Annotated in this window: 22 protein-coding genes; 13 read left to right on the forward strand and 9 right to left on the reverse strand. The window is 67.5% G+C overall.

Features of this window, described 5'->3' with window-relative positions; all coding sequences use genetic code 11:
- Positions 1–7: 7 nt before the first annotated feature.
- Genes UC35_RS18780 through UC35_RS18795 form a run of 4 tightly spaced genes read right to left on the reverse strand, consistent with a single transcriptional unit; the run spans position 8 to position 4,235 of the window.
- Positions 8–691, reverse strand: coding sequence for a carboxymuconolactone decarboxylase family protein (locus UC35_RS18780; RefSeq protein WP_061502398.1), 684 nt, complete (start codon positions 689–691; stop codon positions 8–10).
- A gap of 11 nt (positions 692–702) precedes the next feature.
- A complete protein-coding gene (locus UC35_RS18785; protein WP_082793380.1) occupies positions 703–2,325 on the reverse strand; it encodes a 3-(methylthio)propionyl-CoA ligase in 1,623 nt (540 codons plus the stop codon).
- Between the two features lie 21 nt (positions 2,326–2,346).
- The gene (locus UC35_RS18790) at positions 2,347–3,174 is read right to left on the reverse strand and encodes an SDR family NAD(P)-dependent oxidoreductase (protein ID WP_061502402.1); all 828 of its coding nucleotides are present in this window, start codon (positions 3,172–3,174) and stop codon (positions 2,347–2,349) included.
- Positions 3,175–3,179: 5 nt separating this feature from the next.
- The gene (locus tag UC35_RS18795) at positions 3,180–4,235 is read right to left on the reverse strand and encodes a 3-keto-5-aminohexanoate cleavage protein (RefSeq protein WP_061502404.1); all 1,056 of its coding nucleotides are present in this window, start codon (positions 4,233–4,235) and stop codon (positions 3,180–3,182) included.
- Between the two features lie 115 nt (positions 4,236–4,350).
- Here UC35_RS18795 and UC35_RS18800 point away from each other — a divergent pair, with 115 nt between their 5' ends.
- The 3 genes from UC35_RS18800 to UC35_RS18810 all read left to right on the forward strand — a co-directional run bounded on the left by UC35_RS18800 (position 4,351) and on the right by UC35_RS18810 (position 9,127).
- A complete protein-coding gene (locus UC35_RS18800; protein ID WP_082793381.1) occupies positions 4,351–5,379 on the forward strand; it encodes an AraC family transcriptional regulator in 1,029 nt (342 codons plus the stop codon).
- Positions 5,380–5,575: 196 nt separating this feature from the next.
- Positions 5,576–7,918, forward strand: a complete 2,343-nt coding sequence (gene gltA, locus UC35_RS18805) for an NADPH-dependent glutamate synthase (protein WP_082793382.1) — start codon at positions 5,576–5,578, stop codon at positions 7,916–7,918.
- A 189-nt stretch (positions 7,919–8,107) separates the two neighbouring features.
- Positions 8,108–9,127 (forward strand): purine-nucleoside phosphorylase, encoded by a 1,020-nt coding sequence (locus tag UC35_RS18810; RefSeq protein ID WP_227820380.1) that lies wholly within the window; start codon positions 8,108–8,110, stop codon positions 9,125–9,127.
- A gap of 15 nt (positions 9,128–9,142) precedes the next feature.
- Here the strand turns inward: UC35_RS18810 and UC35_RS18815 are convergent, their stop codons facing one another.
- The 4 genes from UC35_RS18815 to UC35_RS18830 are packed head-to-tail and all read right to left on the reverse strand — an operon-like array spanning position 9,143 to position 14,812.
- On the reverse strand, positions 9,143–9,940 hold the full coding sequence (locus UC35_RS18815; protein WP_082793383.1) for a copper resistance protein NlpE N-terminal domain-containing protein: 798 nt from the start codon (positions 9,938–9,940) through the stop codon (positions 9,143–9,145).
- Between the two features lie 46 nt (positions 9,941–9,986).
- Positions 9,987–10,973, reverse strand: a complete 987-nt coding sequence (gene glsA / locus UC35_RS18820) for a glutaminase A (protein ID WP_061502413.1) — start codon at positions 10,971–10,973, stop codon at positions 9,987–9,989.
- Positions 10,974–10,994: 21 nt separating this feature from the next.
- Positions 10,995–13,640 (reverse strand): aminopeptidase N, encoded by a 2,646-nt coding sequence (gene pepN / locus UC35_RS18825; RefSeq protein WP_061502415.1) that lies wholly within the window; start codon positions 13,638–13,640, stop codon positions 10,995–10,997.
- Positions 13,641–13,660: 20 nt separating this feature from the next.
- The gene (locus tag UC35_RS18830) at positions 13,661–14,812 is read right to left on the reverse strand and encodes a putative zinc-binding metallopeptidase (RefSeq protein ID WP_061502418.1); all 1,152 of its coding nucleotides are present in this window, start codon (positions 14,810–14,812) and stop codon (positions 13,661–13,663) included.
- 125 nt (positions 14,813–14,937) lie between these two features.
- On the opposite strand from UC35_RS18830, the gene UC35_RS18835 reads away from it, so the two are divergent.
- Complete coding sequence (locus tag UC35_RS18835; protein WP_061502420.1) at positions 14,938–15,660, forward strand: pseudouridine synthase; 723 nt, start codon at positions 14,938–14,940, stop codon at positions 15,658–15,660.
- On the opposite strand, the gene UC35_RS18840 is transcribed toward UC35_RS18835, so the two are convergent.
- Complete coding sequence (locus tag UC35_RS18840) at positions 15,661–16,434, reverse strand: alpha/beta fold hydrolase (RefSeq protein ID WP_061502422.1); 774 nt, start codon at positions 16,432–16,434, stop codon at positions 15,661–15,663. It abuts the gene before it with no gap.
- Positions 16,435–16,513: 79 nt separating this feature from the next.
- Between UC35_RS18840 and UC35_RS18845 the strand changes: the two genes are divergently transcribed.
- From UC35_RS18845 to sufB, 9 genes are all read left to right on the forward strand, one after another.
- On the forward strand, positions 16,514–17,497 hold the full coding sequence (locus UC35_RS18845; RefSeq protein ID WP_415752687.1) for a YncE family protein: 984 nt from the start codon (positions 16,514–16,516) through the stop codon (positions 17,495–17,497).
- Positions 17,463–18,287 carry a polysaccharide deacetylase family protein gene (locus tag UC35_RS18850; RefSeq protein ID WP_061502423.1) on the forward strand — a complete coding sequence of 275 codons (825 nt, stop codon included), beginning with the start codon at positions 17,463–17,465 and terminating at the stop codon, positions 18,285–18,287. The genes UC35_RS18845 and UC35_RS18850 overlap by 35 nt, the downstream gene beginning before the upstream one ends.
- Positions 18,287–19,270: a sterol desaturase family protein gene (locus UC35_RS18855; protein WP_173861294.1), complete on the forward strand. Its 984-nt coding sequence runs from the start codon at positions 18,287–18,289 to the stop codon at positions 19,268–19,270. The genes UC35_RS18850 and UC35_RS18855 overlap by 1 nt, the downstream gene beginning before the upstream one ends.
- Before the next feature lie 35 nt (positions 19,271–19,305).
- A complete protein-coding gene (locus tag UC35_RS18860) occupies positions 19,306–20,133 on the forward strand; it encodes a competence/damage-inducible protein A (protein ID WP_061502427.1) in 828 nt (275 codons plus the stop codon).
- Between the two features lie 206 nt (positions 20,134–20,339).
- Positions 20,340–21,758 carry a type I glutamate--ammonia ligase gene (gene glnA, locus UC35_RS18865; RefSeq protein ID WP_061502429.1) on the forward strand — a complete coding sequence of 473 codons (1,419 nt, stop codon included), beginning with the start codon at positions 20,340–20,342 and terminating at the stop codon, positions 21,756–21,758.
- A 139-nt stretch (positions 21,759–21,897) separates the two neighbouring features.
- Positions 21,898–22,389, forward strand: coding sequence for a hypothetical protein (locus UC35_RS18870; RefSeq protein ID WP_061502431.1), 492 nt, complete (start codon positions 21,898–21,900; stop codon positions 22,387–22,389).
- The gene (gene glnL / locus UC35_RS18875) at positions 22,334–23,470 is read left to right on the forward strand and encodes a nitrogen regulation protein NR(II) (protein ID WP_082793384.1); all 1,137 of its coding nucleotides are present in this window, start codon (positions 22,334–22,336) and stop codon (positions 23,468–23,470) included. The genes UC35_RS18870 and glnL overlap by 56 nt, the downstream gene beginning before the upstream one ends.
- Before the next feature lie 30 nt (positions 23,471–23,500).
- On the forward strand, positions 23,501–24,991 hold the full coding sequence (gene ntrC / locus UC35_RS18880) for a nitrogen regulation protein NR(I) (RefSeq protein ID WP_061502433.1): 1,491 nt from the start codon (positions 23,501–23,503) through the stop codon (positions 24,989–24,991).
- A 113-nt stretch (positions 24,992–25,104) separates the two neighbouring features.
- On the forward strand, positions 25,105–26,565 hold the full coding sequence (gene sufB, locus UC35_RS18885; protein WP_145979545.1) for a Fe-S cluster assembly protein SufB: 1,461 nt from the start codon (positions 25,105–25,107) through the stop codon (positions 26,563–26,565).
- Positions 26,566–26,593 lie beyond the last annotated feature (28 nt).

The raw sequence follows: 26,593 nt of genomic DNA on the forward strand, positions 1-26,593 counted from the left end.
CGTTGTGTCAGGACTTGAGGGCGGCATCGAGCATGGGCAGCGCGAGCTCCATGGATTCGATGCCCTGCAGGCTGACGATCTTCAGAACGTCGAGCACTTGCTCGCGGGTGGCGCCGAGTTCGAGCGCCGCCTGGATGTGGCGCTGCGTGCCGTGGCCGTACAGGTGGGTGATCGCGGCGTCGCCGGAAATGCACAGGAATTCGATCCACAGCGGGGACAGCACCCCGTCGGTCCACAGGGGCAGCCCCATGGCGAGGAAGCGCTCCAGCCACACCGGGTCCCAGCGCGACAGGGTTTCCCACAGCGGGTTGAACATGCCGCGCGCGCGCACCACATCCGTCACCGGCGTCGCCGGCTTGTCCGCCGCCGCCGGATCGGCGATGTTGCGTTTGGCGAGTTCGGCCTCGAGCATGGGCACGCCCAAGGCCAGCGCGTGGATGCCGATCACTGCGGCCAGCTTGAACACCGCCAGGATCTCGGTGCGCGAAGCGCCGGCGTCCAGCGCCGCGCGCACGTGACGCTGCACGCCGGGGGCGTACAGGTGCGTGGCGGTGACGTCGATGTTCAGCCGGATCAGCGCGACCAGCTTCGGGTCCAGCGTGGCGCCGGCACTTTGCCGGTCCAGCGCGGCCCAGGCCGTGGCCCAGGCCGGGTCCATGGCGTGGAGGCGATCGAAGACTTGAGGATTCATTCCAGGTTTTCTCAAAGAGGCATCAGGTGCGAGCGGTGCTGCTCGCGCAACTTCAGCTTGTGCACCTTGCCGGTCGCAGTGAGCGGCAGGGCCTCGGTGAACAGCACGTCGTCGGGGATGGCGAACCTGGCGACCTTGCCGTCGAAGAACTTGAGCAGTTCCTCGCGCGAGGCCTCGGCACCCGGCTTCTTCACCACCAGCAGCAGGGGACGCTCGTCCCACTTGGGGTGCGGCACGCCGATCACCGCGGCCAGCGCCACGGCCGGATGGGCGGCAGCATGGTTCTCGAGCTCGATCGAGCTGATCCACTCCCCGCCCGACTTGATCAGGTCCTTGGCGCGGTCGGTGATCTGCATGTAGCCGTCGGCATCGATGGTGGCCACGTCGCCGGTGGGAAACCAGCCGCCTTGCAGCGGCGACTCGTCGATTCCGAAGTACTTCTCGATCACCCAGGGCCCGCGCACCATCAGCTCGCCAAAGGCCTTGCCGTCCCAGGGCAACTCGTCGCCCTGCTCGTCGACGATCTTCATGTCGATGCCGAAGATCGCGTGGCCCTGCTTCTCCAGCACCTTCTGCTGGTCGGCCTTGGGCAGGCCGAGGTGCCTGGCCTTGAGGCGGCTGACGGCGCCCAGCGGCGAGAGCTCGGTCATGCCCCAGGCGTGGATGACCTCGACGCCGTGCTCCTGCTCGAACGTGCGGATCATCGACGGCGGGCAGGCCGAGCCGCCGATCACCGTGCGGCGCAGCGTCGTGAAGCGCACGCCCTGCGTGCTGGCGTATTGCAGCAGCCCTTGCCAGATGGTGGGTACGCCCGCCGCGAAGGTGACGCGCTCGTACTCCATCAACTCGTGCAGCGACTTGCCGTCCAGCGCCGGCCCGGGCAGCACCAGCTTGGCGCCGGCCAGGGCGGCTGAATACGGCAGGCCCCAGGCATTGACGTGGAACATCGGCACCACCGGCAGCACCACGTCCCGCGACGACATGCAAAGCGCGTCGGGCAGCGCCGAGGCGTAGGCGTGCAGGATAGTCGCACGCTGGCTGTACAGCACGCCCTTGGGGTTGCCGGTGGTGCCAGAGGTGTAGCAGATGCCGCAGGCGCTGTTCTCATCGAGCTCCGGCCACTCGAAGTAGGTCGACGCGGCGTCGACGATCTCCTCGTAGCACACCAGGATGGGCAACTTGGCCGAAACGGGCATGTGCGCGCGAGCTGTCATCACCACCAGGTGGTCGAGCGCCTTGCAATGCGGCGCGATGGCTTCCACCAGGGGCAGGAAGGTGGTGTCGAAGAACAGCACGCGCGCCTGCGAGTGGTTCAGCATCCAGGCGATCTGCTCGGGCAGCAGGCGCGGGTTGATCGTGTGCACCACCTTGCCGCTGCCGCCCACCGCGTAGTACAGCTCCAGGTGGCGATGCCCGTTCCAGGCCAGCGTGGCCACGCGCTCGCCGGGTTCCAGCCCGAACATCGTCAGCGCGTTGGCGAGCTGGCGGGTGCGGGTGTGCAGTTCGCGCCAGGTGGTGCGATGGAAGCCGCCCTCGACGCGGCGCGAAACGATCTCGGTGTCGCCGTGGTGGCGGTCGGCGTATTGCAGCAGCGCCGACACGTTCAGCGGCATCTGCATCATCGATCCCTGCATGCTTGTCTCCTTTTCTTTTGGTCAGATCGCCGAGCCGCCGTTGGGGCTGATGACCTGGCCGACCAGGTAGTGGTCTCCTGCCAGGTGCAGCACCGTGCTGGCGTACTCCTCCACGGTGCCGAAGCGACCGGTGGGGCAGCCCTGCCAGAGCCGGTTGCGCGCGTCTTCGCCGATGGTGTCGAGGTAGCCGAGAAAGGCCGGCGTGGCCACGCCGCCCGGGGCCATCGCGTTGACGAGGATGTTGGCGCCGGCCACTTCGTAGGCGACCGAACGCGTGAAGGCGACCACCGCGCCCTTGGTGGCGCTGTAGTGCGGGCTGTGCGTGCTCTTGGCCGAGATGCCGGCGATCGAGGCGACGTTGACGATGCGGCCGTAGCGCTGCGGCTGCATGAGCTTCAGGGCTTCGCGCGTGCAGTAGAAGACGCCGTGCACGTTGACGCCCCAGTAACGATGCCACTCTTCGTTGCTGATCTCGCTGGTGAAGCCCAGCGTGTCGCGCGGCACCGGCGTGTGCATGTAGGCGTAGGCCTTGTTGCGCCGCTCGGTGTCGATCGGGCGGTTGGGCGTCAGGGCGGCGTTGTTGACCAGGATGTGCAGCGTGCCGAAGCGCTCGACCGCCGCCGCGAACATCTCACGCACCTCGTCGCTGTTCGCGACGTCGCAGGGCACGGCCAGGCAGGCCGCGCCTTCGGACTGGACGGCCTTGCGCGTGACCGCCAGTGCCTCGAGGTTCACGTCGCAGACCACGACGCTGGCGCCCTGGCGCGCGAACGCCAGCGCAATGCCCTGGCCGAGGCCGGGCCCGACGCCGGTGACCAGGGCCACCTTGCCTTCGAAAGCCTTGCCCATGTTGCTCAGGCCAGGCCGGGAACGGTGAAGCCGATCTGGCCGGGCTTGCGGTTGGGCGCCAGGCCGAGCTGGGCGACGGTTTCGTCAGCACTGCCGTACCACTCGCCGATCTTGTAGATCTCCCTGGCCTGCTTGCCGGTGGCGACTTCGCGGCCGAGTTCGCGTGCCTGGCGCACGGCCTGCTCGATCTGCTGGACGGATGTCATGCGCTCGCCCTTGCGGCCCCACAGGTTGTCTTCGATGCCGACGCGCACGTGCAGGCCCAGCGCGATGGCGATCGCGTTCATCGGTGCCACGGCGCGCATCGCGCTTTCGATGGTCAGCACCGAGCCGGGCGGGGTGCGGCGCACGAACTCGATCAGGTCGTGCGGATGGAAGCCGGCCGCGCCGCCGCCGATGGCGACGTAGTTCAGCACCAGCGGGCCGGTGTACAGGCCCTTGCGGACCAGGCGCTCCACCGTCTCCAGCTGGTGCACGTGGCCCAGCATGAAGTGCGGCTGGATCTTCGCGGCCGACAGGCGCTTGAGGTGCTCGACGAAGAACTGCGGCGTGGCGTCCACCACCATGTTGGTGTAGGCCTTGTAGTACTCAGGCCGCTCGAGCAGCGTGCCCGCGATGTCGTCGGCCGTGAGCATCTCGGTGATGTTCATCTGGCTCGAGTTGATGGCGATCGTCACCTGGTCGGGCGCAGGCCGAAGGTCGGCCAGCATGTGCCGCGTGTCATGGTCCAGCCACTTGGCCGCCGAGCCTTCGTCCTCGGGGGCGAAGGAGATCGAACCGCCGACCTGCAGCACCATGTCGGGCACCGCATCGCGCAGGCGCTGCAGCATCTCGTTGAACTTGGAGAAGCGCTTGCTTCCCTTGCCGTCTTCCTCGCGCACATGCACGTGCAGCACGGTGGCGCCGGCGTTCCAGCAGTCCACCGCCTTCTGCACCTGGTCCTTCATGCTGACCGGAATGTCGCTCGAGCAGCTGGGCTGGTATTGCGGGCCGTAAGGCGCCACCTGGATGACGAGGGGCTGCTGATTCTCGGGGTAGAGGCTGTCGTCGAGGAATTCCATGGCGTGTTCGGAATGAGTGGGAACGTGCATGGATGGTCCGCCTTCGGTGCCTTGGACGTTTAGCTTTTCGTCGCATTGATTTATCATTTCGCAACACGTCCTCAAGAGATTTCCCTTGGCCGCACGACCCGCCCCGGATTCGATTCCGATTGGCACCTTGTCCGGGATCACCGGCGTGCTGGAAACGCTGGGCCATGACGGCACGGCCCTGCTGCGCCGCTTCGGCATCGACCAGCGCGCACTGCGCGACCCGCTGGCGCCGTCGTCGATCCGCCTGCACGGGCGCGTCCTGCTTGCGGCCATCGAACTCACGGGGATCGAGCACTTGCCGCTCCTGGTGGGCGAGCGCTCGCAACTCGGAAACGTCGGCCCGGTGCGCGCGCTGGCCATGAACGCCGGCACGGCCCGCAAGGCGCTCAAGGACCTCATGCACTACGCCAGCATCTGGTACCGGGGCGTGAACCTGACGCTGGAGCACGACCAGGGGTACGCGGTGCTGGGGTACGCCGCCGGCACCGAATTTCCGGGCCGGGACGCGCTGCTCACCGCATACCTGGCCGGCGGCATCAAGAACTTGCGCATGATCCTGGGCCCGGACTGGAAGGCGTCGCTGGTGCGGGTTGCCCATCGCCGGCCAGGCAACCTGGAGCCTTTCGCGAAGCTGTTTCGCGTGCCGGTGCTGTTCGACCAGCCGCGCCACGAAATCCTCTTTCCCGAAACGGACCTGGACCGCCCGCTGGGACGCACGGACGCGCAGCTCGAGGCCTTCCTGAAACGCGAACTCGATGCGTTGGAGGCCAGCGTGCCGGCCGACTTCACCGGCCAGGTGCGGCGCGCCGTGGAAAGCCAGCTGCTGCGCGGCAACTGCAGCAACGAACGAATCGCCAGCATGTTCGGCGTGCGCAGGCAGACGCTGCACCGTCAGCTGGCGGAACAGGAAACCACCTATTCCGCGATTCTGGAAGAATCGCGCCGCCGTCTGGCCGCCCAGCTGCTAGTCGGCACGGACATGTCAATGGCGGAAGTGGCCGCCATGCTCGGGTATGGGACCCAAGGCAACTTCACCCGGGCCTTCATTCGATGGTTCGGATCGACGCCGAGTGCGTGGAAGCGAATTCATCACAAGATGGCGCGGTCTGCCTAGCATCCGGCTCAGCGCGGAAAACCATCGGGCGTCGCGACCGTGGTATTTAGGTACCGGAATGCGTATTTAGCTCGAACCTTGACGGGAGTCAAAGCCGCACTCGGGGACGATCTGCTTCACTGCGTCCTGCGCCCCCCGGGAATGGGGGTGGCACCCTGTCCCGAACGTGGCGTTGGCAGTTCCCGAAGGAAGATCCATGGTCCGCATCCTTGGCCGCGAACAATTCTCCGCCGAGACCTTCCTGTGGGAGGTCGACGCCCCCGACGTCGCGCAGGCCGCAGAGCCCGGCCACTTCGTGATGCTGCGGCTCGACGACGCCGGCGAACGCATTCCGCTGACCGTCGCCGATTTCGACCGTGAGCGCGGCACCGTCACCGTGGTCGTGCAGGCCCTGGGCAAGAGCACGCGCCAGATGCGTGACAACTACCGGCAAGGCGACGAGTTCGCCGACTTCGCCGGCCCGCTCGGCCTGCCGCAGCACATCGAGAACGTCGGCCATGTGGTGGTGGTCGGCGGCGGGCTGGGCGTCGCACCGATCTTTCCGCAGTTGCGGGCCTTCAAGCAGGCCGGCTGCCGGGTGACCTGCATCGTCGGCTTTCGCAACGCCGAGCGCATCTTCTGGACCGACAAGCTCGCGCAATTCAGTGACGAACTGATCCTGTGCACCGACGACGGCAGCGCAGGCCGGCAGGGCTTCGTCGACGCGGCCCTTCGCGACGTGCTGGCCAGGGATGGCGCGGACCTGGTGGTCGCCATCGGCCCCATGCCGATGATGCACGCCTGCGCCGAGGCGTCGCGCCCGTTCGGCGTGCGAACCATGGTGTCGCTGAACACGGTGATGGTGGACGGCACCGGCATGTGCGGCTCGTGCCGGGTCACCGTGGGCGGCGAAGTGAAGTTCGCCTGTGTCGACGGCCCGGATTTCGATGGCCACGCGGTCGATTTCAAGGAACTGCACGCGCGCCAGAAGCGCTTCAAGCAGCAGGAGCAGCGGGCCTGCGAGGACCAGGCGCACGTCTGCAGCCTCGAGGAACTGCTGGTCAAGCAGGGCAAGCGCACCTACAAGAAATACTCGGCGCTCGAACGGGTCCAGGTCAAGATGCCCGAGCGCGATGCGGCCGAGCGCGCCGCCTGCTTCGACGAAGTGAACCTCGGCTATGGCTACGCGGAGGCGCTGCGCGAAGCGGAGCGCTGCATCCAGTGCGTCAAGCCGACCTGCATCGAAGGCTGCCCGGTGCGGATCGACATCCCGACCTTCATCCGGAATCTGCTGCTGCGCGATGTCGAGGCAGCGGTGGACACCATCCACGAGTCGAGCCCGTTCCCGTCGGTCTGCGGACGCGTGTGCCCGCAGGAGAGCCAGTGCGAAGCGCAGTGCGTGCTGGTCAAGGCCAAGATGGAGCCGGTGGCGATCGGCCGCCTGGAGCGCTTTGTCGGCGATCACGCCAAGCCGCGGCCGGTGCGGAAGGCTTCACCAGAGCAGCGGCTGGGCAAGGTGGCCATCGTCGGTTCGGGCCCCGGGGGCCTTGCCGCCGCGGCGGACCTGCTCAAGTCGGGCGCCGAAGTCACGGTGTTCGAGGCCCTGCATGTGGTGGGAGGCGTGCTGCGCTACGGCATTCCCTCCTTCCGCCTTCCCCGCGACATCATCGAGCGCGAGGTGCGGCAGCTGTGCGACGCCGGGCTCAAGATCGAAACCAACAAGGTGATCGGGAAGACTTTCACCATCGCTCAGCTCACCGACAAGATGGGCTTCGACGCGGTCTTTGTCGCCGCCGGTGCCGGGGCGCCGGCCTTCCTCGGCATTCCGGGCGAGTTCGCCGGCCAGGTGTATTCGGCCAACGAATTCCTCACCCGCGTCAACCTGATGGGGGGCGACCGATTCCCGTACCAGGACACGCCGATCAGCGTGGGCCAGCGGGTGGTGGTGATCGGCGCCGGCAACACCGCCATGGATTGCCTGCGGGTGGCCAGGCGCCTGGGCGCCGCTGACGTGCGATGTGTCTACCGGCGTTCCGAAGCCGAGGCGCCGGCTCGCATCGAGGAGCTGCGCCACGCGCGCGAGGAGGGCATCGAGTTCAATTTCCTGCATGGGCCGGTCGAGATCCTCGTCGACGCAGCCGGCGACGTGCGCGGCCTGCGGGCCCAGAAGATGATGCTCGGCGAACCGGACGCGCGCGGCCGGCGCACGCCCTTGCCGCTCGACGAGTTTGTCGAATGGCCGTGCGACACGGTGATCTACGCGCTGGGCACCAAGGCCAATCCCATCGTCGGCCAGGCGACGCGCGGCCTTGCGCTCGACAAGCGTGGCTACATCGTCGCCGACGAGGCGACGCAGTGCACGAACCTCAGGGGTGTGTTCGCCGGCGGCGACATCGTCACCGGCGGTGCCACCGTCATCCTGGCCATGGCCGCGGGTCGCCGCGCCGCACGCGCCATCGGCGCCTGGCTGGAGCAAGGCAAGGAGAGCTGGCCTGTGGGCCCCGTTGCGGCCGATGACTTCGCCGGCAGCCCTGTCCTCGCCGAGTCCGTGCCGGCGTAGGCCCTGTTGGCCCGCAGGGCGTCAACAGGCCCTTAGAGAAAACCGGATGCTGCGCCCAAAGTGCCAAGGCGCCCACGTGCCGCTGCCTACGACTGGAAACAGGACAGCCCGCGCTTTCGCTGACACTGGCCCGAAACCCGAACTCACGGCCTTGTGGCTCATCGTCTCTCGTCAATGAGGTCTGCATCGATGAACAAGTTCATGTCGTGGCTCTCGCCACTGGTGTTGGCTGTCGCCGCGGGCTGCGCATCGACCGCGGGACCAGCGCCCCAGCCTGTCCCGGTCAAGGTGTTTGTCGGCGCCATGTTCGAGATCGGGCAGAACACCGGCGACCGCGCCGGGGAGTTCCAGCACTGGTACGAGCGCTACTGGCGGAATGCGACGCCCATGCCGGTCAAGGGCGCGCTGAGCCCGGTGTACTGCAACACGGATGGCGTCTGCGGTGCCGTGCTGGGCATGGGCAAGGTGAACTCCTCGTCGTCGATGCAGGCCATCCTGCTGGATCCCCGGTTCGACTTTTCACGGGCTTACTACGTGATCTCCGGCGTCGCGGGCACGCCGCCCTCACGCGGCACCATCGGCGCGGTGAGCTGGGCGACCTGGCTGGTGGACTACGACCTCGGGCATCGCTGGGCCCCGGAAGAGAACACAGCGGGGGCGCCCACCTTCATGCCGCGCAAGGGCTACGAGGAGTACCGGCGCTTCCGGCTCAATCCGGACCTGGTGGCGTGGGCGATGAAGCTGTCTGCCGATACGCCGCTGAAGGACTCGGACTCCGCGCGCACCTACCGCTTGCGCTATCCCGACACGGTGGCCCGCGGCGCCCCGTTCGTGGGAACGGGCACGCACATGACCGGCGACACCTTCTTCCATGGGCCGGGCATGAGCAGGCAGGCGCAATACATCGCCAAGCTGTACGGCGCCGACGACTATGTCATCACCGAGATGGAAGCCGCCGCGATCACCCTGGTCATCAAGCGAACCCATGGCACCGACCGGGTCATGAGCTTGCGCGGGATGGTGAACTTCGATCAGGGCAATCCGCAGGAGACGACGCTGCAGCACCTCGACCCGGCCCCGGGCCAGACGGCCGGCGGCTTCGCCGAGACCGTGGAAAACATCGCTGCGGTCGGCACACGCGTGGTCGACTACATCGTCGTGAACTGGGCGCAGTGGCAGGGCGGGGTGCCGGCCGCGGGAGCCCGGTAGGCGTGGGACAGGACACTAGGGCGAGGCCGCCAACCTGAACCGCGCGAGCGGCTGTTGGCCGCCTTCCGGCAACAGCAGGAGTTCGTCCCCCTTCACGGCATAGCGGCTCACCTGTTGCAGCACGCGCATGAACGCCCCCTCGACATTCGGCCGGATGCAGGCGCGACGCGTCGAGGCGAGTTGCTGCAGTTGCAAGCGGTCGGCGGGGCCGGCGCTGAAGCCGCCGGTGATGTTGTTGCAGCCCGTGTAGCCGCTCACCCGTCCGGCAAGCCGGTCGAAGCGCAGCTCCGCAGGCCGCTCCTGCGGGCCGGCAGGCGGCACCGCTTCGCCGGCCAGTTCAAGGAGCGTCCAGCGGCCGTCCAACTGCACCGTGGCATCGCCTGGCGGTGATCCCTGCTGCTTGCGCAGCACATAGGCACTGGCATTCGGGCCTGCGATGCGGCGCCCTTCGCGATCGAGCTGCAGCAGCAGGTTCTCGCCGACCTGGAAACGCAGCTGGCCGCCCGGCGCGTCCAGCGTCACGCCGCGGCCTGCGGCGTCCCAGCTGAAATGGCCCTGCTGCGTACGCGGCGCTGCCTCGCGCTCGAGATAGCGCTGCGTCAGCACGTAGGTGCCGTTGCCACGCAATTGCAGGGTCGTCCGGACGCCAGGGCAGTCGGCACAAGGCAGGGTGCCTTCGTACCAGCCGGCCCAGTCGAGCGAGTTGGCGCTGGTGTGGGCCTGGCTGGGCGGCGCGTCGGCTGATTTCGGCGTGCCGCTGCAGGCCGCGACCAGTCCGAGGAGCATGCAGGTCAGAAGCGTTCGCTGATGCATCGTGTGGACCTCCGGTATCCACGCTGCGGGCAGTCGGCGGGCATCTTCAAATCGCCGGGGCCGAGACGAAGAGATTCAACCCCAGCCGCTCTGACAGATAACGGGTGACCAGCTGGCCGCGTACGCTGTTGCCCGCTTCGTCCAGCGGCGGCGAGTAGACCGCCACGGAGCCCTTGCCGGGCGAGACGGTGACGATGCCGCCGCTCACGCCGCTCTTGCCCGGCAGGCCCACGTCGTACAGCCAGGTGCCCGAGCGCTCGTACAGGCCCGCGGTCGCCATGACGGCGAGCACGCGGCGGCAGGTGTCGGCGGAGACCACCGGTTGGCCGGTCAGCGGATTGACGCCGCCGCCCGCCAGGGTCGCGCCCATGACAGCCAGGTCGCGCGCTGTCACCAGCAGCGAGCATTGGCGGGTGTACACGTCGGTGGCTTCATCCGGATCGCAGTAGACCCGGCCGTAGCCCCGCAGCAGGTGGGCGACGCCCTCGTTGCGCTCGTTGCTTTCGGCCTCCGACCGGTAGACGCGCTCGTCGAAGGCCAGTTCGCGCCCGGCGAAGCGCGACAGGCCTTCGCGCACGGCGCGCCAACGCTGCTCGGCGCTTGCGCCGGGCACCAGGCTGGTCGTGGCGATGGCGCCGGAGTTCACCAGTGGATTGGTGGTGCGGTCGGCGCGCAGCTCCACCGCCATGATGGAGTTGAAGGGCAGTCCCGTGGCATCTACGCCGAGGCGGGCGGCCGCCTCGTCGGGGCCCAAGGCATCGCACACCAGCGCGAAGACGAAGGGCTTGGAGACGCTCTGGATCGAGAAGGGCTGCCCGGCATCGCCCACCGCCAGGGCATCGCCGTGCGTGTTGGCCACGCAGATGCCGAAGGCCTGCGGATCGGCCTCGGCCAGCGCAGGAATGTAGTCGGCCACGCGGCCGCTGCGCTCCTCGCGGAATTGCGCGTAGGCCGCCTCGACCAGCGCGCCGATGGCCTCCCGCGCCGGCAAGGTGCCGGTGGAGACGAAAGTTTGGGCGGGGGAATCTGACATACCGGGTTTCCTGGCGGCGGCTCAGGCGAGCGCCTTGCCTACGACTTCCGAACTTTCCTTCGACAGCCCCGGCGTGGTGGCGATGCGCTCCAGCGCGGCGCGCATCAGGGCCTGGCGGCCCGGCTCGAAGCGGCGGTAGCGCTCGAAGTTGCGCACCATGCGCGAGGCGACCTGCGGATTCACCACGTCGAGCGCCAGCGACTGCTCGAGCATCAGCTGGTAGCCGGAGCCATCGGCCGCATGGAACTGGACCTGGTTCACGCCGAAGCTGCCCAGCAAGGCATAGACCTTGTTCGGGTTCTTCAGCGTGAAGGCCGGATGGCGCGTGAGCTCGCGCACGCGTTCCACCGTGCCGGGCAGGCGCGATTGCGCCTCCACGCCCAGCCATTTGTCCACCACCAGCGGCTCGTCGCGCCACTTCGCATGGAAGGCGTCGAGCGCGGCGCGCCGCTCGGGGCAGTCGCAGTTGGCGATCGCCGAGAGGGCCGCCATGGCGTCGGTCATGTTGCCGGCGGCCTCCAGCTGCTGCAGGCACAGGCGGCGCGCGTCTGCATCGCGCAGGTCCATCAGGAAGGCCAGGCACAGGTTGCGCAGTGCGCGCCGTCCGCTGGATTGCGCATCGGGGCTGTAGGGCCCGGGCGTGGCGAAATGGTCGTAGGCGCGGCGCAGGCCGTCGTGCAGCCGTTCGGCGAGGAAGCTGCGCATCGCGAACCGCACCTGGTGCACCGCCAGCGGGTCGATCTGCCCGAGCTGCTCTGCGATCACGACCTCGGGCGGCAGGGCGAGCGCCTCGGCCGCGAAGGCCGGGTCGGCCTCGGCGTCGGCCAGCACCCGGCCGAAGGCCTGGGCCAGGTACTCGGGGAACTGCACCGGTCTTCCGGCGGCGCGGTCGGCGACGCCCTGGAGCAGCAGGTTCATCGCCAGGCGCTGCCCGGCTTCCCAGCGATTGAAGGAATCGCTGTCGTAACTCAGCAGGTGCTGCAGGCCGGCCTCGTCGTAGGGATAGTCGATGACGACGGGCGCGGAGAACCCGCGGCCGAGAGAGGGCACCGGCCGCGCCGGCACATCGATGAAACGGAACACCTCGGTTTCCGCGTGCAGCGAAAGCACGGTGCTCGTGCCGCGCGGGGCGGCTTCGCCTTGCAGGCGCAGCGGCAGCTCGCGGCCGTCAGGCGCGAGCAGGCCGAGCGCCAATGGCATGTGCATGGGGCGCTTGGCCGGCTGTCCCGGCGTCGGCGGGCACTGCTGTGTCACACTGAGCTCGTAGCTGCGGCTGGCTTCGTCATAGCGGTCGCGCACCGTCAATCGCGGTGTGCCGGCCTGCTCGTACCAGAGGCGGAACTGCGCCAGGTCGACGCCGCCGGCCTGCTCGATCGCAGCCACCAGTTCGTCGGTGGTCACCGCCTGGCCATCGTGCCGCTGGAAGTACAGGTCTATCCCTTTCCGGAAGTTCTCCGGGCCGACCAGCGTGTGCATCATGCGCACGACTTCCGCGCCTTTCTGGTAGACGGTGGAGGTGTAGAAGTTGCTCACCTGCTGGTAGGACGCCGGGCGGACCGGGTGCGCCATCGGGCCCGCGTCCTCGGGGAACTGGCCGGTGCGCAGGTTGCGCACGGCCTGGATGCGGGCCACCGCGCGCGAGTAGCGGTCGGCGGCGTACTGCTGTTCCCGGAACACCGTCAGGCCTTCCTTCAGCGAGAGCTGGAACCAGTCGCGGCAGGTCACGCGGTTGCCGGTCCAGTTGTGGAAGTACTCGTGGGCGACGGTGCGGTCGATGAAGCTGAAGTCCCAGTCGGTGGAGATGTCCGGGCGGGCCAGCACCAGTTTGGTGTTGAAGATGTTCAGGCCCTTGTTCTCCATCGCGCCGGCATTGAAGTCGCCGACGGCGACCACGTTGTATTCGTCCAGGTCGATCTCCAGGCCGTAGCGGTCTTCGTCCCACTTCATGGCGTGCTTGAGCGATTCCAGCGCGAAAGCGATCTGGTCGAGCTTGCCGGGCTCGACGAAGCACTGCAGCTGGGCGTCGCGCCCCGAGCGCGTGCGGAAGCGGTCCTGGCAGCTCTCGAGGTCGGCGGCCACCACCGCGAACAGGTAGGAGGGCTTGGGGAAGGGATCGCGCCAGCGCGCCCAGTGCCGGCCGCCGGCTTCGTCGCCCTGGCCCACGCAATTGCCGTTGGCCAGCAGCACCGGATAACGGGCCTTGTCCGCATGCAGCGTTGCGGTGTAGCGCGCCATCACGTCCGGCCGATCCAGGAAGGGCGTGATGCGGCGGAAGCCCTCGGCTTCGCACAGGCTGAAGAAGCCGGTGCCCGACAGGTAGATGCCCATCAGCTTGGTGTTCTGCCGCGGACGGATGCGCGTGACGGTCCGCAGTTCGAACGCGGCGGGCACGTCCTTGACGGTCAGATGGCGCGCGTCGGCGGCCCAGCGCCCGTCGCCCACTGGCTGGCCGTCGATGGCGACCGATTCGACCGCGATCTCGTCGATGTCCAGCTCCAGGTCCGCGGGCGGCCGTGGCGCGGCCGGGTTGCGCTGCAAGGCGAGCCTGGCGGCGACCCGCGCCTCATCCTCGCCCAGCAGGTCGATGTCCAGTTCCACTTCGGAAACCAGGAAGGCGGGTGGCCGGTAGTCCTTCAGGTAAACCGTGCTTGGTGCGGCGGGTTCCATGGCATCTCCTCGTCGGCGGCTCACAGGTTCGGGTTGGTGCGGGCGTTCCTCACCACGATCTGGATAAATTGCAGCTTGGCCACCACCGGCCGGGACATCACGAAGGGATAGAAGTCGGGCTGCCCCATGCTGCGTGCCAGTTCGTTCAGGACCATGGTCATCTCGATCCAGCCGTTGAGCACGGCCAGGAAGCGCGAGGCGTCGGGGTCGTCGGGCGCATACAGCGCTTCTTCGGTGAACGGCTGGACGCTGCCTTCGATGTCCTCGGCCTCCAGGCCGAAGCCCATCGCGGTGCCCAGGCTGTCCACCACGTGCAGGTAGTGGGCCCAGGTCTCCGCCCAGTCTTCCCAAGGATGCATGGTGGCGTAGGCGCTGATGTGGGCGTCGGCCCAGTCGGCCGGGGGGCCCTGCTCGTAGTTGCGCTTCAGCGCTTCGGCATAGCTGGCCCGCTCGTCGCCGAAGAGTCGGCGGAAGGGTTCGAGCCAGGGCGTGTCCCAGACCAGCCGGTCCCAGTAGTAGTGGCCGACCTCGTGCCGGAAGTGTCCCAGCAGCGTGCGATAGGGCTCGCGCAAGGCGTGCTTGATCTGCTCGCGCTTGGCATCGTCGGCTTCCTCCACGTTGATCGTGATCAGGCCGCCGGCGTGGCCGGTCATCACGCGCGGGCCGCCCGGCGGCGAGCGCAGGAAGTCGAACATCAGGCCCCGCTCGGGGTCTTCGCTGACCTTGGAACGTACCGGCAAGTTCAGGGCGATCAGCTGCGACACCAGCCGTCGCTTGGCTATTTCGATGGCGGCCCAGTAGCGGGCGTTGTCCGGGTCGGCCAGATTGGGAATGGTCCGGGTCAGGCGGCAGGCCATGCACAGGGTCTGTGGGTTGCGCGCGAGCATCATCCAGTTGCAAGCTGCCGGGGCCGTGCGGTTGCCGCAGAACTTCAGGACCTCATCGCGGCCGGCGGCCAGCCAGGTTCCCGACTCGGGACCGGGCTGGAGCGCGGCGATGCGGCCCTCGTCCGGCAGGAAGCCCAGGTCGGAACGGCAGCTCAGGCACTGGCTGTTGCGGAAGAACACCTGGTTTTCGCAGCGGCCGCACCGGTAGGTGCGCGAATGCCGCGCCACCCGCTTTTTCCAGTCCGCTTCGACCTGGTCACCCAGCGATTGCAGCAGGTCTTGCACTTGAGATCTCCTATGACGGCACGATCAGTTTTATAGGCATGGCCGCCAGCACGCGCCCTAGGTAGAAGGGGCAATGCCAGGGGTCGCGAGTCCTAGTCCAACGAACAGCCTGAGATACTCGACGCATGCAACTGCAGGACCTGCTCTTTTCGCAAGGCTTCGGCACGCGCCGCATCTGCGCCGGCCTCGTGCAGCAGGGCCATGTGCGCGTCGGTGCCGAACCGGTGACGGACCCCGGGCTCGAGGTGGAAGCCGAGGGCTTTCACTTCGAGGTTGACGGCGTGGCCTGGGAATTCCACGAGAAGGCCTACCTCATGCTGAACAAGCCGGCGGGCACCGAGTGCTCGAGCAAGCCCTCGGCCTACCCCAGCATCTACACGCTGCTGCCCGCGCCCTTGCGGCAGCGGCCGCAGAAGGGCGGGGTCACGGGCGTGCAGGCGGTGGGGCGCCTGGACCAGGACACCACCGGGCTGCTGCTGCTCACGGACGACGGGCATTTCATCCATCGCATGAACTCGCCGCGGCACCTGGTGCCCAAGGTCTATGAAGTGGAAGCGAAGCACCCGGTGGACGAGCGCGCGTGCCAGCGCCTGCTGGAGGGCGTGGTGCTGGTCGACGATCCGAAGCCGGTGCGGGCCGCCGCCTGCGAGCTCACCGGCGAGCGCTCCTTGCGGCTGACGATCACCGAAGGCAAGTACCACCAGGTCAAGCGCATGGTCGCGGCCGTGGGCAACCGGGTCGAGGGCTTGCACCGCTCGCGCATCGGCAGTGTGGCCTTGCCGGCGGACCTGGCACCGGGCCAGTGGCGCTGGTTGAGCGGCGAACAGCTCGCGGCCCTGGGCGCGTGATCACTCGATCTTCGCGAGAAACTGCGTCACCGCGCGCAGCGTCTTCTCCGGCTGGTCACGATGCGGCGAGTGGCCGCAATCGGCCAGGACGTCCTTGGTGAAGGGGCCGGCGGTGGGTTCGATCTCCTCGAGCTGGCGCAAGGTTCCGTAGGGGTCGTCCTCGCCCTGGATCGCCAGCACCGGCGCCTGGATGTTGCGGCATTCGGAGCGGATGTCGAAGCTGCGGAACGCGCTGCTCAGCCACACGTCGTTCCATTGCCAGAAGGCGCCGTCCACGTCGGCGTGGTAGCGCGCCAGTCGCTGCCGCAGTTCGCCGGCGACGAAGGCGTCACGCGCATCCTCGATCGAGCGCACGGACTCGTCTTCGACGATCACATGGGGCGCCATGACGACGCAGGCGCGCACCGGGAAATGCGCGGCGTGAATCAGCGCGATGGTGCCGCCGTCCGAGTGGCCAAGCAGCACCGGGTACTCGATGCCCAGCAGCGCCAGCAGCTCGGGCAGCGTGTCCAGCGCCTCGCGATGCATGTAGTCGGGCCCGAGCCGGCCGGCGCCGCGCACGTCGGGCACCGGCTGCGAGCGGCCGTAGCCGCGGCGGGAAAAGACGATACCCTCGCGCCCGGTCGCCGCGCAGACCTGCGCCGGCCAGTCGCGCCACATCGCCACCGAACCCAGGCCCTCGTGCAAAAAAATGACCGGCGACAGTCGTCGTCCCGGTGCGCCCGGCAAGCGTTGTACCTCGAGGGCGACGCCGTTGACCTGGATCGTTTCCACTGCCGGGATGTTACGGGAGACGCGCCCCCGCACCAGTACACTCAAGCTCTTCCGCCGCCCCGTCTTCGTGAGCCCTCCCGTGCGCCGTTTCGTATCAATTTGTACGGCTTTCGTTGCCGTCGCCCTGTTCCTGCCCGCGGTCGTGCGCGCCAATCCGGCCAGCCCGATCTTCGTCCTCAACTCGCTCGACGCCAGCGTGAGCATCGTCGACCCGGTCAAGTGGTCCGAGATCAAGCGTCTGCCGACCGGCAAGGAGCCCCATCACCTCTACCTGACGCCGGACGAGAAGTCGGTGATCGTCGCCAACGCATTGGCCGATTCGCTGACCTTCATCGACCCGCGCACCGCGGAAGTCCAGCGCACCGTGCGCGGCATCCTCGACCCTTACCACCTTCGTTTCTCGCCCGACATGAAATGGTTCGTGGTGGCGGGAAACCGCCTGAACCACGTGGACATCTACCGCTGGGACGGCAAGGACCTGCAGCTGGCCAAGCGCATCTCCACCGGCAAGACGCCCAGCCACATCTGGATCGACGCGAAGAGCACGACCGCCTACATCACCATGCAGGACAGCGACGAGCTCGTCGCCGTGGACCTGGTGGCGCAGAACCTGCTCTGGCGCGTCAAGACCGGCCCCATGCCCGCCGACGTGTTCGGCACGCCCGACGGCAAGTCGCTGCTGGTGGGCATGACCGGCGGCGATTCGGTGGAGGTCTACGACCTCACCGGCCCGCAGCCGCGGCTCGCCAAGAAGATCAAGACGGGCGAGGGCGCCCACGCCTTCCGCGGGGCCGGGGACGGCCGGCACGTGTACGTGAGCAACCGCGTGGCCAACACCATCGGCAAGATCGACCTGCAGTCGCTGGAGCTGAAGGACAGTTACCCGGCGCCGGGCGGGCCCGACTGCATGGAGGTGATGGCCGGCGGCAAGATGCTGTTGGTGAGCTCGCGCTGGGCCAAGAAGCTCACCGTGATCGACACCGAGGCCAAGAAAGTGGTGCGGCAGGTCAACGTCGGCAAGTCTCCCCATGGCGTGTGGACCCTGGATCACGCGCCCCGCTGAACTGACGCGGCGCCGCGCCCTGTTGGCGGGCGCGGCGTGGCTCGCACCGGCGGCCTGGGCCCAGACCCAGGGCTGCGACAAGCCGCTATATCTCACCTTCGACACCGGCCACATGGAGGTGGCGCCCTGGGTCGCCGAGGTGCTGGCCCGCCAGCAGGTCAAGGTCACCTTCTTTGCGGCCAACGAGCCGACCAAGGCCGGCGACGGCAGCCTGGGCACGCACTGGGCGCCGTGGTGGAAGGCGCGGGCGGCCGAAGGGCATGAGTTCGCCTCCCACACCTTCGATCACGTCTACTGGCGCGCCGATGTGCCCGGCGAGGCGGCAAGGTTCAGGGTGCGTGCATCGGCCGGGCCGGCGGCCGGCCAGGAGCTGACGTGGACGGCCCGGCAGTATTGCGACGAGATCGCGCGCGCCGCCGCGCGGATTTCGGAGATCACCGGCAAGAAGCCGCTGCCTCTGTTCCGCGCGCCCGGCGGCAAGACCTCACCCAGGCTGCTGGCGGCCGCCCGGGCCTGCGGCTGGGAGCATGTCGGCTGGGCGCCGGCCGGGTTTCTCGGCGATGAGCTGCCGAGCGAGACTGCCAGCAACGAGGCGCTGCTGAAGAAGGCCCTGCGGGACATCCGGTCCGGCGACATCCTGCTCGCGCACCTGGGAATCTGGTCGCGCAAGGACCCTTGGGCGCCGACGGTGCTCGAGCCCCTGATCGCCGGCCTGAAGGCCAAGGGCTTTTGTTTTCGCACGCTGCGCGATCATCCGGCGTACCGCGACTGGATCGCGGAAAAGAAATGATGGACTGGATCGAGAACCTCTTCGCCGGCGGGCAGCAGTGGCTGTTCGAGACGCTCATGCAGCCGCTGATGTTCGCCGCGGGCCTGGGCCACCGGCTGGAAGACGGCTTCGCCGCCAGCGGCTGGCTGCTGGTCGGCCTGGTCCAGATCCTGGTGCTGCTGGCCGTGATCGGTCCGCTGCAGCGCTGGCGTCCGGTGGAGCCGGTCACCGATCCGGCCAGCGTGCGCACCGACATCCTCTACACGCTGATCCACCGGCTGGGACTGTTCCGCGTCGCGCTGTTCTTCCTGGTCGATCCGCTGTTCGACGAGTTCTTCGGGATGCTGCGCGTCGCCGGGGTGGGCACTTTCCATCTCGACGAACTGTGGGCGCCGCTCACCGAGTCGGCCTGGGTCAGCTTCGCGATCTACCTGGTGGTGTTCGACCTCGCCGACTACTGGGTCCACCGCGGCCAGCACCAGCTGGAGTGGTGGTGGCGCCTGCACTCGCTGCACCATTCGCAGCGCCAGATGACCATGTGGAGCGACGATCGCAATCACCTGCTGGACGACCTGCTGCGCGACGGCCTGATGGTGCTGCTGGCGCAGGCCATCGGCGTGGCGCCCGGCCAGTTCGTGGCGATCGTGGCCATCACGCAATTGAGCCAGAGCCTGCAGCATGCGAATCTTCGCTGCTGGTTCGGCTCGATCGGTGAAAGGCTGTGGGTCAGCCCGCGCTTCCATCGCCTGCATCACAGCATCGGCATCGGCCACGAGAGCGGCCCGCAGCCGCAAGCGCTGGTCGGCGGCCGCAGCCCGGCGCTCGGCGGCCACAACTTCGGCGTGCTGCTGCCCTGGTGGGACATGCTCTTCCGCACCGCCAATTTCGAATTGCGCTACGACCCCACCGGCGTGCGCGACCAGGTGGAGCAAGGGCGCGACTACGGCCGGGGCTTCTGGGCGCAGCAGTGGCTCGGCGTCAAACGCCTGTTCGGCAAGGCCTAGACAGGACTGCAGGCTGACGCGCTTACCATGCGCGGATGACGCAGCAGCCTTCCACGCAGTCCGAACCCGGGGGGGTCGGCCTCATCATCGTCGGCGACGAGATCCTCTCGGGCAAGCGGGCCGACAAGCACATGCCCAAGGTGATCGAACTGCTGGCCGAGCGCGGCATGCAGCTCGGCTGGGCTGAGTACGTGGGTGATGACCCGCAGCGCATCACCGCCACGCTCAGGCGGGCTTTCGCGTCGGGCGATGTCGTTTTCTCCTGCGGCGGCATCGGCGCGACCCCCGACGACCATACCCGCCAGTGCGCCGCCAGGGCGCTGGGGGTCGAACTCGAACTGCACTCGCGCGCCGAGGCCCTGATCCGCGAACGCATGCAGGACATCGCGCGCGAGCAGGGCAAGCCCTACGAGCCCGACCGTCCGGACAACGTGCATCGCCTGAACATGGGCGTGTTCCCGCAGGGCGCGCAGATCATTCCCAATCCGTACAACAAGATCCCGGGCTTCTCGGTGGACCGTGTCCATTTCGTTCCCGGTTTTCCCGTGATGGCCTGGCCGATGATCGAGTGGGTGCTGGACCTGCACTACGCGCAACTGTTCCGGCGCGGCGCCTGGGTCGAGAAATCGGTCATCGTGTTCGGGTCGATGGAAGCGACGCTCACGCCCTTGATGGAAGCCATCGAGCGCGAGCACCCGCAGGTGAAGGTATTCAGCCTGCCCAGCGTCGATCATCCGCAATGGGGCCGGCACATCGACCTGGGGGTCAAGGGCGGCCCCTCCGCGGTGGACCAGGCCTTTCCGCAGTTGCTGGCCGGCCTAAAATCCCTCGGCGTCGAACTGGGCCCCGAGTTGGTGCGCTGACGAGCCATGCACCGGGATGGGGTGGTATTGAACTGCCCCATATTGGTGCAAATCTTTCTGCTCGACGCAAGCCCGTTGTAGGGAAAAGCGTTCAGGATCGGGGAAAATCCCGCAGCTCTGCAGTCCTTGTCATGCACCAGCTTCTGGCATGGAACCTGCATCCCCATCCGTATTCATTGACAACCATCCAACCCAGGAGAACCTGAATGGCAGCCAAGAACGTCGCCGATGTGCTGAAGATGGTGAAGGAGAACGAAGTCAAGTTCGTCGACTTCCGCTTCACCGACACCCGCGGCAAAGAACAACACGTCACCGTGCCGGTGTCTCACTTCGACGAAGACAAGTTCACTTCGGGCCATGCCTTTGACGGTTCGTCGATCGCCGGCTGGAAGGGCATCGAGGCCTCGGACATGCTGCTGATGCCCGATCCGAACACGGCCAACATCGACCCGTTCTTCGAAGAGACCACGCTGATCCTGAGCTGCGACGTGCTGGAGCCGGGCGACGGCAAGGCCTACGATCGCGACCCGCGCTCCATCGCCAAGCGCGCCGAGGCCTACCTGAAGGCTTCCGGCCTGGGCGACACCGCCTTCTTCGGTCCCGAGCCCGAGTTCTTCATCTTCGACGACGTGCGCTGGGGCGCCGACGGTTCCGGCTCCTTCGTCGAGATCGACGAGTACGAAGCCCCCTGGAACACCGGCAAGAAGATCGAAGGCGGCAACAAGGGCCACCGTCCCACCACCAAGGGCGGCTACTTCCCGGTGCCGCCGGTCGACAGCACGCAGGACATGCGCGCCGAAATGTCGCTGATCCTCGAGTCGCTGGGCATCCCGGTGGAAGTGTTCCACCACGAAGTGGCGGGCGCCGGCCAGAACGAGATCGGCACCCGGTTCAGCACGCTGGTGCAGCGCGCCGACTGGACCATCCTGCAGAAGTACGTGATCCACAACGTGGCCAATGCCTACGGCAAGACCGCCACCTTCATGCCCAAGCCCGTGGTCGGCGACAACGGCTCCGGCATGCACGTGCACCAGTCGGTCTGGAAGGACGGCAAGAACCTGTTCGCCGGTGACGGCTATGCCGGCCTGTCGGACTTCGCGCTGTACTACATCGGCGGCATCATCAAGCACGCCCGCGCGCTGAACGCCATCACCAACCCCGGCACCAACAGCTACAAGCGCCTGGTGCCCGGCTTCGAGGCGCCGGTCAAGCTGGCCTACTCGGCCCGCAACCGCTCGGCGTCGGTGCGCATCCCCTATGTGGCCAACCCCAAGGGCCGCCGCATCGAAGTGCGCTTCCCCGATCCCACGATGAACCCGTACCTGGGCTTCGCCGCCATGCTGATGGCCGGCCTGGACGGCGTGGAGAACAAGATCCACCCGGGCGAGGCCGCGACCAAGGACCTGTACCACCTGCCGCCGGAAGAAGACGCGAAGATCCCGACCGTCTGCCACAGCCTGGACCAGGCGCTGGACTACCTGGACAAGGGCCGCAGCTTCCTGACCAAGGGCGGCGTGTTCACCGACACCATGATCGATGCCTTCATCGAGCTGAAGATGCAGGAAGTCACGCGCTTCCGCATGACGACGCACCCGATCGAATTCGACATGTATTACTCGCTGTAAATCCATCCAGCGATGTTGCTGAAAAGGGCCGCTCGTGCGGTCCTTTTCTCTTTGGAATCAACGGCTTGTTTTGTTTTTTTGATGAGTTGCGTGATACTGCAAGACCCGCCCCGGGCATTCCGGTGCCAAGGAGCACGACTTGAAGCACGCCTACCTCATCCCATTGGCGTTGGCTGCACTGGCAGGTGCGGGCCATGCCCAGACCAAGATCTACCGCTGCGGCAACAGCTACACCAACAGCGCGTCCGAGGCGCAGGCCAAGGGCTGCAAGCTGATGGAAGGCGGCAATGTCACGGTCGTGGAAGGCACGCGGGTCGGCGGCTCCGGCGTCAAGGTGGCCACGGCGCCGCAGTCGGCTTCGGCGGCGGCCCCCCGGGTGGACTCCGACGAGCAGAAAGCCCGCGATTCGGATGCGCGCATCATCCTCGAAGCCGAGCTGAAGAAGGCCGAGGCGCGCCAGGCCGAGTTGGTCAAGGAATTCAACAACGGCGAGCCCGAAAAGCAGGGGCCCGAGCACCGCAACCACCAGAAGTACCTGGACCGCATCGCCGAACTGAAGGCGAGCATTGCCCGCAATGAAAACGACATCGCCGGCATCAAGCGGGAGCTCGCGCGCGCCGGCTCCAAGTGAGGGGCTGAGCGCTCCGGCGCGATCCCCGTCCCGTTTCCAGTCGCTGGACCTGCTCGCCACCCTGGTGGCCGTGGTGGCGCCGGATGCCTGCGTGCTGTTCGCCAACTCGGCGCTCGAGGACGCGCTGGGGATGTCGCGCCGGGTGATCGAAGGCTCACAACTGAGCCAGTTCTTCATCGAACCCCAGGCGCTGCAGCACGCGCTGCATGGCGCGGCCACCAACGAATTCGCCGCGCTGCGCTACGACGCGCTGCTGGCGCGCCCGCCAGCCGGCAGCGAGCCGCTGCAGGTGCACGTGGTGGTGGCGCAGACCGACCAGCCGGGCGAACTGGTTGTCGAACTGCTGCCGCTGGAAGCCCATGCCCGGCAGGACCGCGAGGAGCGCCTGATCGGGCAGGCCCAGGCCAACAAGGAGCTCATTCGCAACCTGGCGCACGAGATCAAGAACCCGCTGGGCGGCATCCGCGGGGCGGCGCAGCTGCTCGAGATGGAGATCGACTCCCGCGAGCTCAAGGAATACACCCGGGTCATCATCCACGAGGCCGACCGGCTGCAGACCCTGGTGGACCGGCTGCTGGCGCCGCACCGCCGGCCGCACGTGGTGGGCGACGTCAACATCCACGAGGTGTGCGAGCGGGTGCGGGCGCTGATCGTGGCGGAATTTCCCAAGGGCCTGAAGGTCGTGCGGGACTACGACACCTCGATCCCCGAGTTCCGCGGCGACCGCGAGCAGTTGATCCAGGCGGTGCTGAACATCGCCCACAACGCCTGCCAGGCGCTTGCCGACCGCATCTCCGCTGGTGACGCCGAGCTCGTGCTGCGCACGCGCATTGCCCGCCAGGTGACTTTTGGCAAACAACGCTATCGATTGGCACTGGAATTGCATGTCATCGACAATGGACCTGGCGTGCCGGACTCGATCAGGGACAGGATCTTCTTCCCGCTGGTATCCGGCAGGGAAGGCGGGTCCGGCCTGGGATTGACGCTTGCGCAAACTTTTGTGCAGCAGCACCATGGGCTGATCGAGTGTGACAGCGCGCCGGGGAGGACGGATTTCAAGATATTGATTCCGTTGCCGTAGCTTTCGATGACCTGAGGGACCAAACAGCACATGAAGCCGATCTGGATCGTTGACGATGACCAATCCATCCGCTTCGTGCTGGAGAAAGCCTTGCAGCGCGAGGACCTTCCATCGCGCAGCTTCACCAACGCACGGGATCTGCTGCAGGCACTGGAATCGTCCCCGGACGAGGAGGGGCCGCAAATCCTGGTGAGCGACATCCGGATGCCCGGCGGCAGCGGCCTGGACCTCCTGAACAAGGTCAAGGAGAAGCATCCGGGCCTGCCGGTGATCATCATGACGGCCTTCTCGGACCTGGACAGCGCCGTCTCCGCCTTCCAGGGCGGCGCCTTCGAGTACCTGCCCAAGCCCTTCGACCTGCCCAAGGCGATCGAGTTGATCCGCCGCGCCGTCGAGGAGAGCCAGCGCGAGGAATTCGCCGAGGAGCGCATGGCCGCCGCGCCCGAGATGCTGGGGCAGGCGCCGGCGATGCAGGACGTGTTCCGCGCCATCGGGCGGCTGTCGCAAAGCAACGTCACGGTGATGATCACCGGCGAGTCCGGCACCGGCAAGGAGCTGGTCGCGCGAGCGCTGCACAAGCACTCGCCGCGCGCCGGCGGGCCCTTCGTCGCCATCAACACCGCCGCCATCCCCAAGGACCTGCTCGAGTCCGAGCTGTTCGGCCATGAGCGCGGCGCCTTCACCGGCGCGCAGACCATGCGCCGCGGCCGCTTCGAGCAGGCCGAGGGTGGCACGCTGTTCCTCGACGAGATCGGCGACATGCCCTTCGACCTGCAGACGCGCCTGCTGCGCGTGCTGTCGGACGGCCATTTCTACCGCGTCGGCGGCCACAACGCCGTGAAGGCGAACGTGCGGGTGATCGCGGCGACGCACCAGGACCTGGAGCAGCGCGTCAAGGAAGGTGCATTCCGTGAGGACCTCTTCCACCGGCTCAACGTGATCCGGCTGCGCCTGCCCGCGCTGCGCGAGCGGCGCGAAGACATTCCCATGCTGGCACGCCATTTCCTGCAGCAAAGCGCCAAGCAGCTCGGCGTGGAGCCCAAGCGCATTTCCGACGCCGCACTCGTGCGCCTGTCGGCCTTCGGCTTTCCGGGTAACGTGCGCCAGCTCGAGAACGTGTGCCACTGGCTGACGGTGATGGCGCCGGCGCAGTTGATCGAACCCAAGGACCTGCCGCCCGAGGTCGCGCCGGCCGCCGGCGAGGCCACGGAACGGTTCGCCGCCGCCGCGAGCGCGCCGGCAACGCCGGTGCAACCGGCAGCGGCCACGCCGCCGGCGTTCGCGCCTGCGCTGGGCAACGGGCACACGAGCTGGGAGACCGCGCTCGAAGCCGAAGCGCTGGAGCTGTTGGCTTCCGGCCGCCACGACGTCTGGGACGCGCTGACGAGGCGCTTCGAGTCCAAGCTGATCCTCACCGCCCTGGCCAACACGCGCGGTCGCCGGATCGAAGCGGCCCAGAAGCTCGGGATCGGCCGCAACACCATCACCCGCAAGATCCAGGAACTGGGCCTCGAGGACTGAGCGGCCCTTCGGCCGTTCCGGCCCCGGCAGCCATTCGCCTTTCTGCCCCAAAGCCTTGAGAGCAGTAGGGCGACTGCTCGCGATTTCAAAAAGATGCACCAATAATGCATCTTATGGAGTCACGAATCGTCGAACAAGCCGAGCCGCTGGCGCAGGCGCTCTCGCAGCCGTACCGGCACGGTTTCGTCACCGAGGTCGAATCGGACGCGCTGCCGCCCGGCTTGGATGAGCACACCGTGCGCGAGATCTCGCACCGCAAGCGCGAGCCGGAATTCCTGCTGCGCTGGCGGCTCGCGGCCTTCGAGCGCTGGATGCAGATGAGCCCGCCCAGCTGGGGCCAACTGCGCATGGAGACGCCCGACTTCCAGGCCCAGTCCTACTACTCGGCGCCCAAGTCGCTGAAGGACGGTCCCAAGAGCCTGGACGAGGTCGACCCCAAGCTGCTCGAAACCTACGAAAAGCTCAACGTCCCGCTGCACGAGCGCGCGCGCCTGGCCGGCGTGGCGGTGGACGCGGTCTTCGACAGTGTCTCGGTCGGAACCACCTTTCGCGAGCAGCTCGCCGAGGTCGGCGTCATCTTCTGCTCGTTCTCGCACGCGGTGCAGAACCATCCGGAACTGGTCGAGCGCTACCTCGGCACCGTGGTGCCGCCCGGCGACAACTTCTATGCTGCGCTCAATTCGGCGGTGTTCTCCGACGGCTCCTTTGTCTACGTGCCGGCGGGCGTGCGCTGCCCCATGGAGCTGTCCTCCTACTTCCGCATCAACGCTCGCAACACCGGCCAGTTCGAGCGCACCCTGATCATCACGGAGCCGGGCAGCAGCGTGAGCTACCTCGAGGGCTGCACCGCGCCGCAGCGCGACGAGCACCAGCTGCACGCGGCCGTGGTGGAGCTGGTGGCGCACGACGACGCGCAGATCAAGTATTCCACCGTGCAGAACTGGTACCCGGGCGACGAGCGTGGCCGCGGCGGGATCTACAACTTCGTCACCAAGCGCGGACTGTGCGCCGGCAAGCGCTCGCGGATCGCCTGGACGCAGATCGAAACCGGCTCGGCCATCACCTGGAAGTACCCCAGCGTGGTGTTGCGCGGCGACGAGTCGAACGGCGAGTTCCACTCGATCGCCGTGTCGAACCATTTTCAGCAGGCCGACACCGGCACCAAGATGATCCACCTGGGGCGCAATACCACCAGCCGCATCGTCTCCAAGGGCATCAGTGCCGGCCATGCGCACAACAGCTACCGGGGCCTGGTGCGCATGGGCCCCGGCGCCGAAGACGCGCGCAACCACACGCAGTGCGACTCGCTGCTGATCGGCCCGCACTGCGGCGCCCACACCTTCCCCTACGTGGAAGCGGCGCGCGCCGACGCCGTGGTCGAGCACGAAGCCACCACCACGCGCATTTCCGAGGAGCGTCTCTTTTATTGCCAACAGCGCGGCATCCCGGCGCAGGAAGCCACCGCGCTCATCGTCGGCGGCTTCTGCGAGGCCGTGCTCGGCGAGCTGCCGATGGAGTTCGCGCTGGAGGCCAAGTCCCTGCTGTCCGTCTCCCTCGAAGGGGCCGTCGGCTGATGACCGATGCCCGATTTGCACTGCACAA

Source organism: Ramlibacter tataouinensis, from assembly GCF_001580455.1.
Classification (GTDB): Bacteria; Pseudomonadota; Gammaproteobacteria; order Burkholderiales; family Burkholderiaceae_C; genus Ramlibacter; species Ramlibacter tataouinensis_B.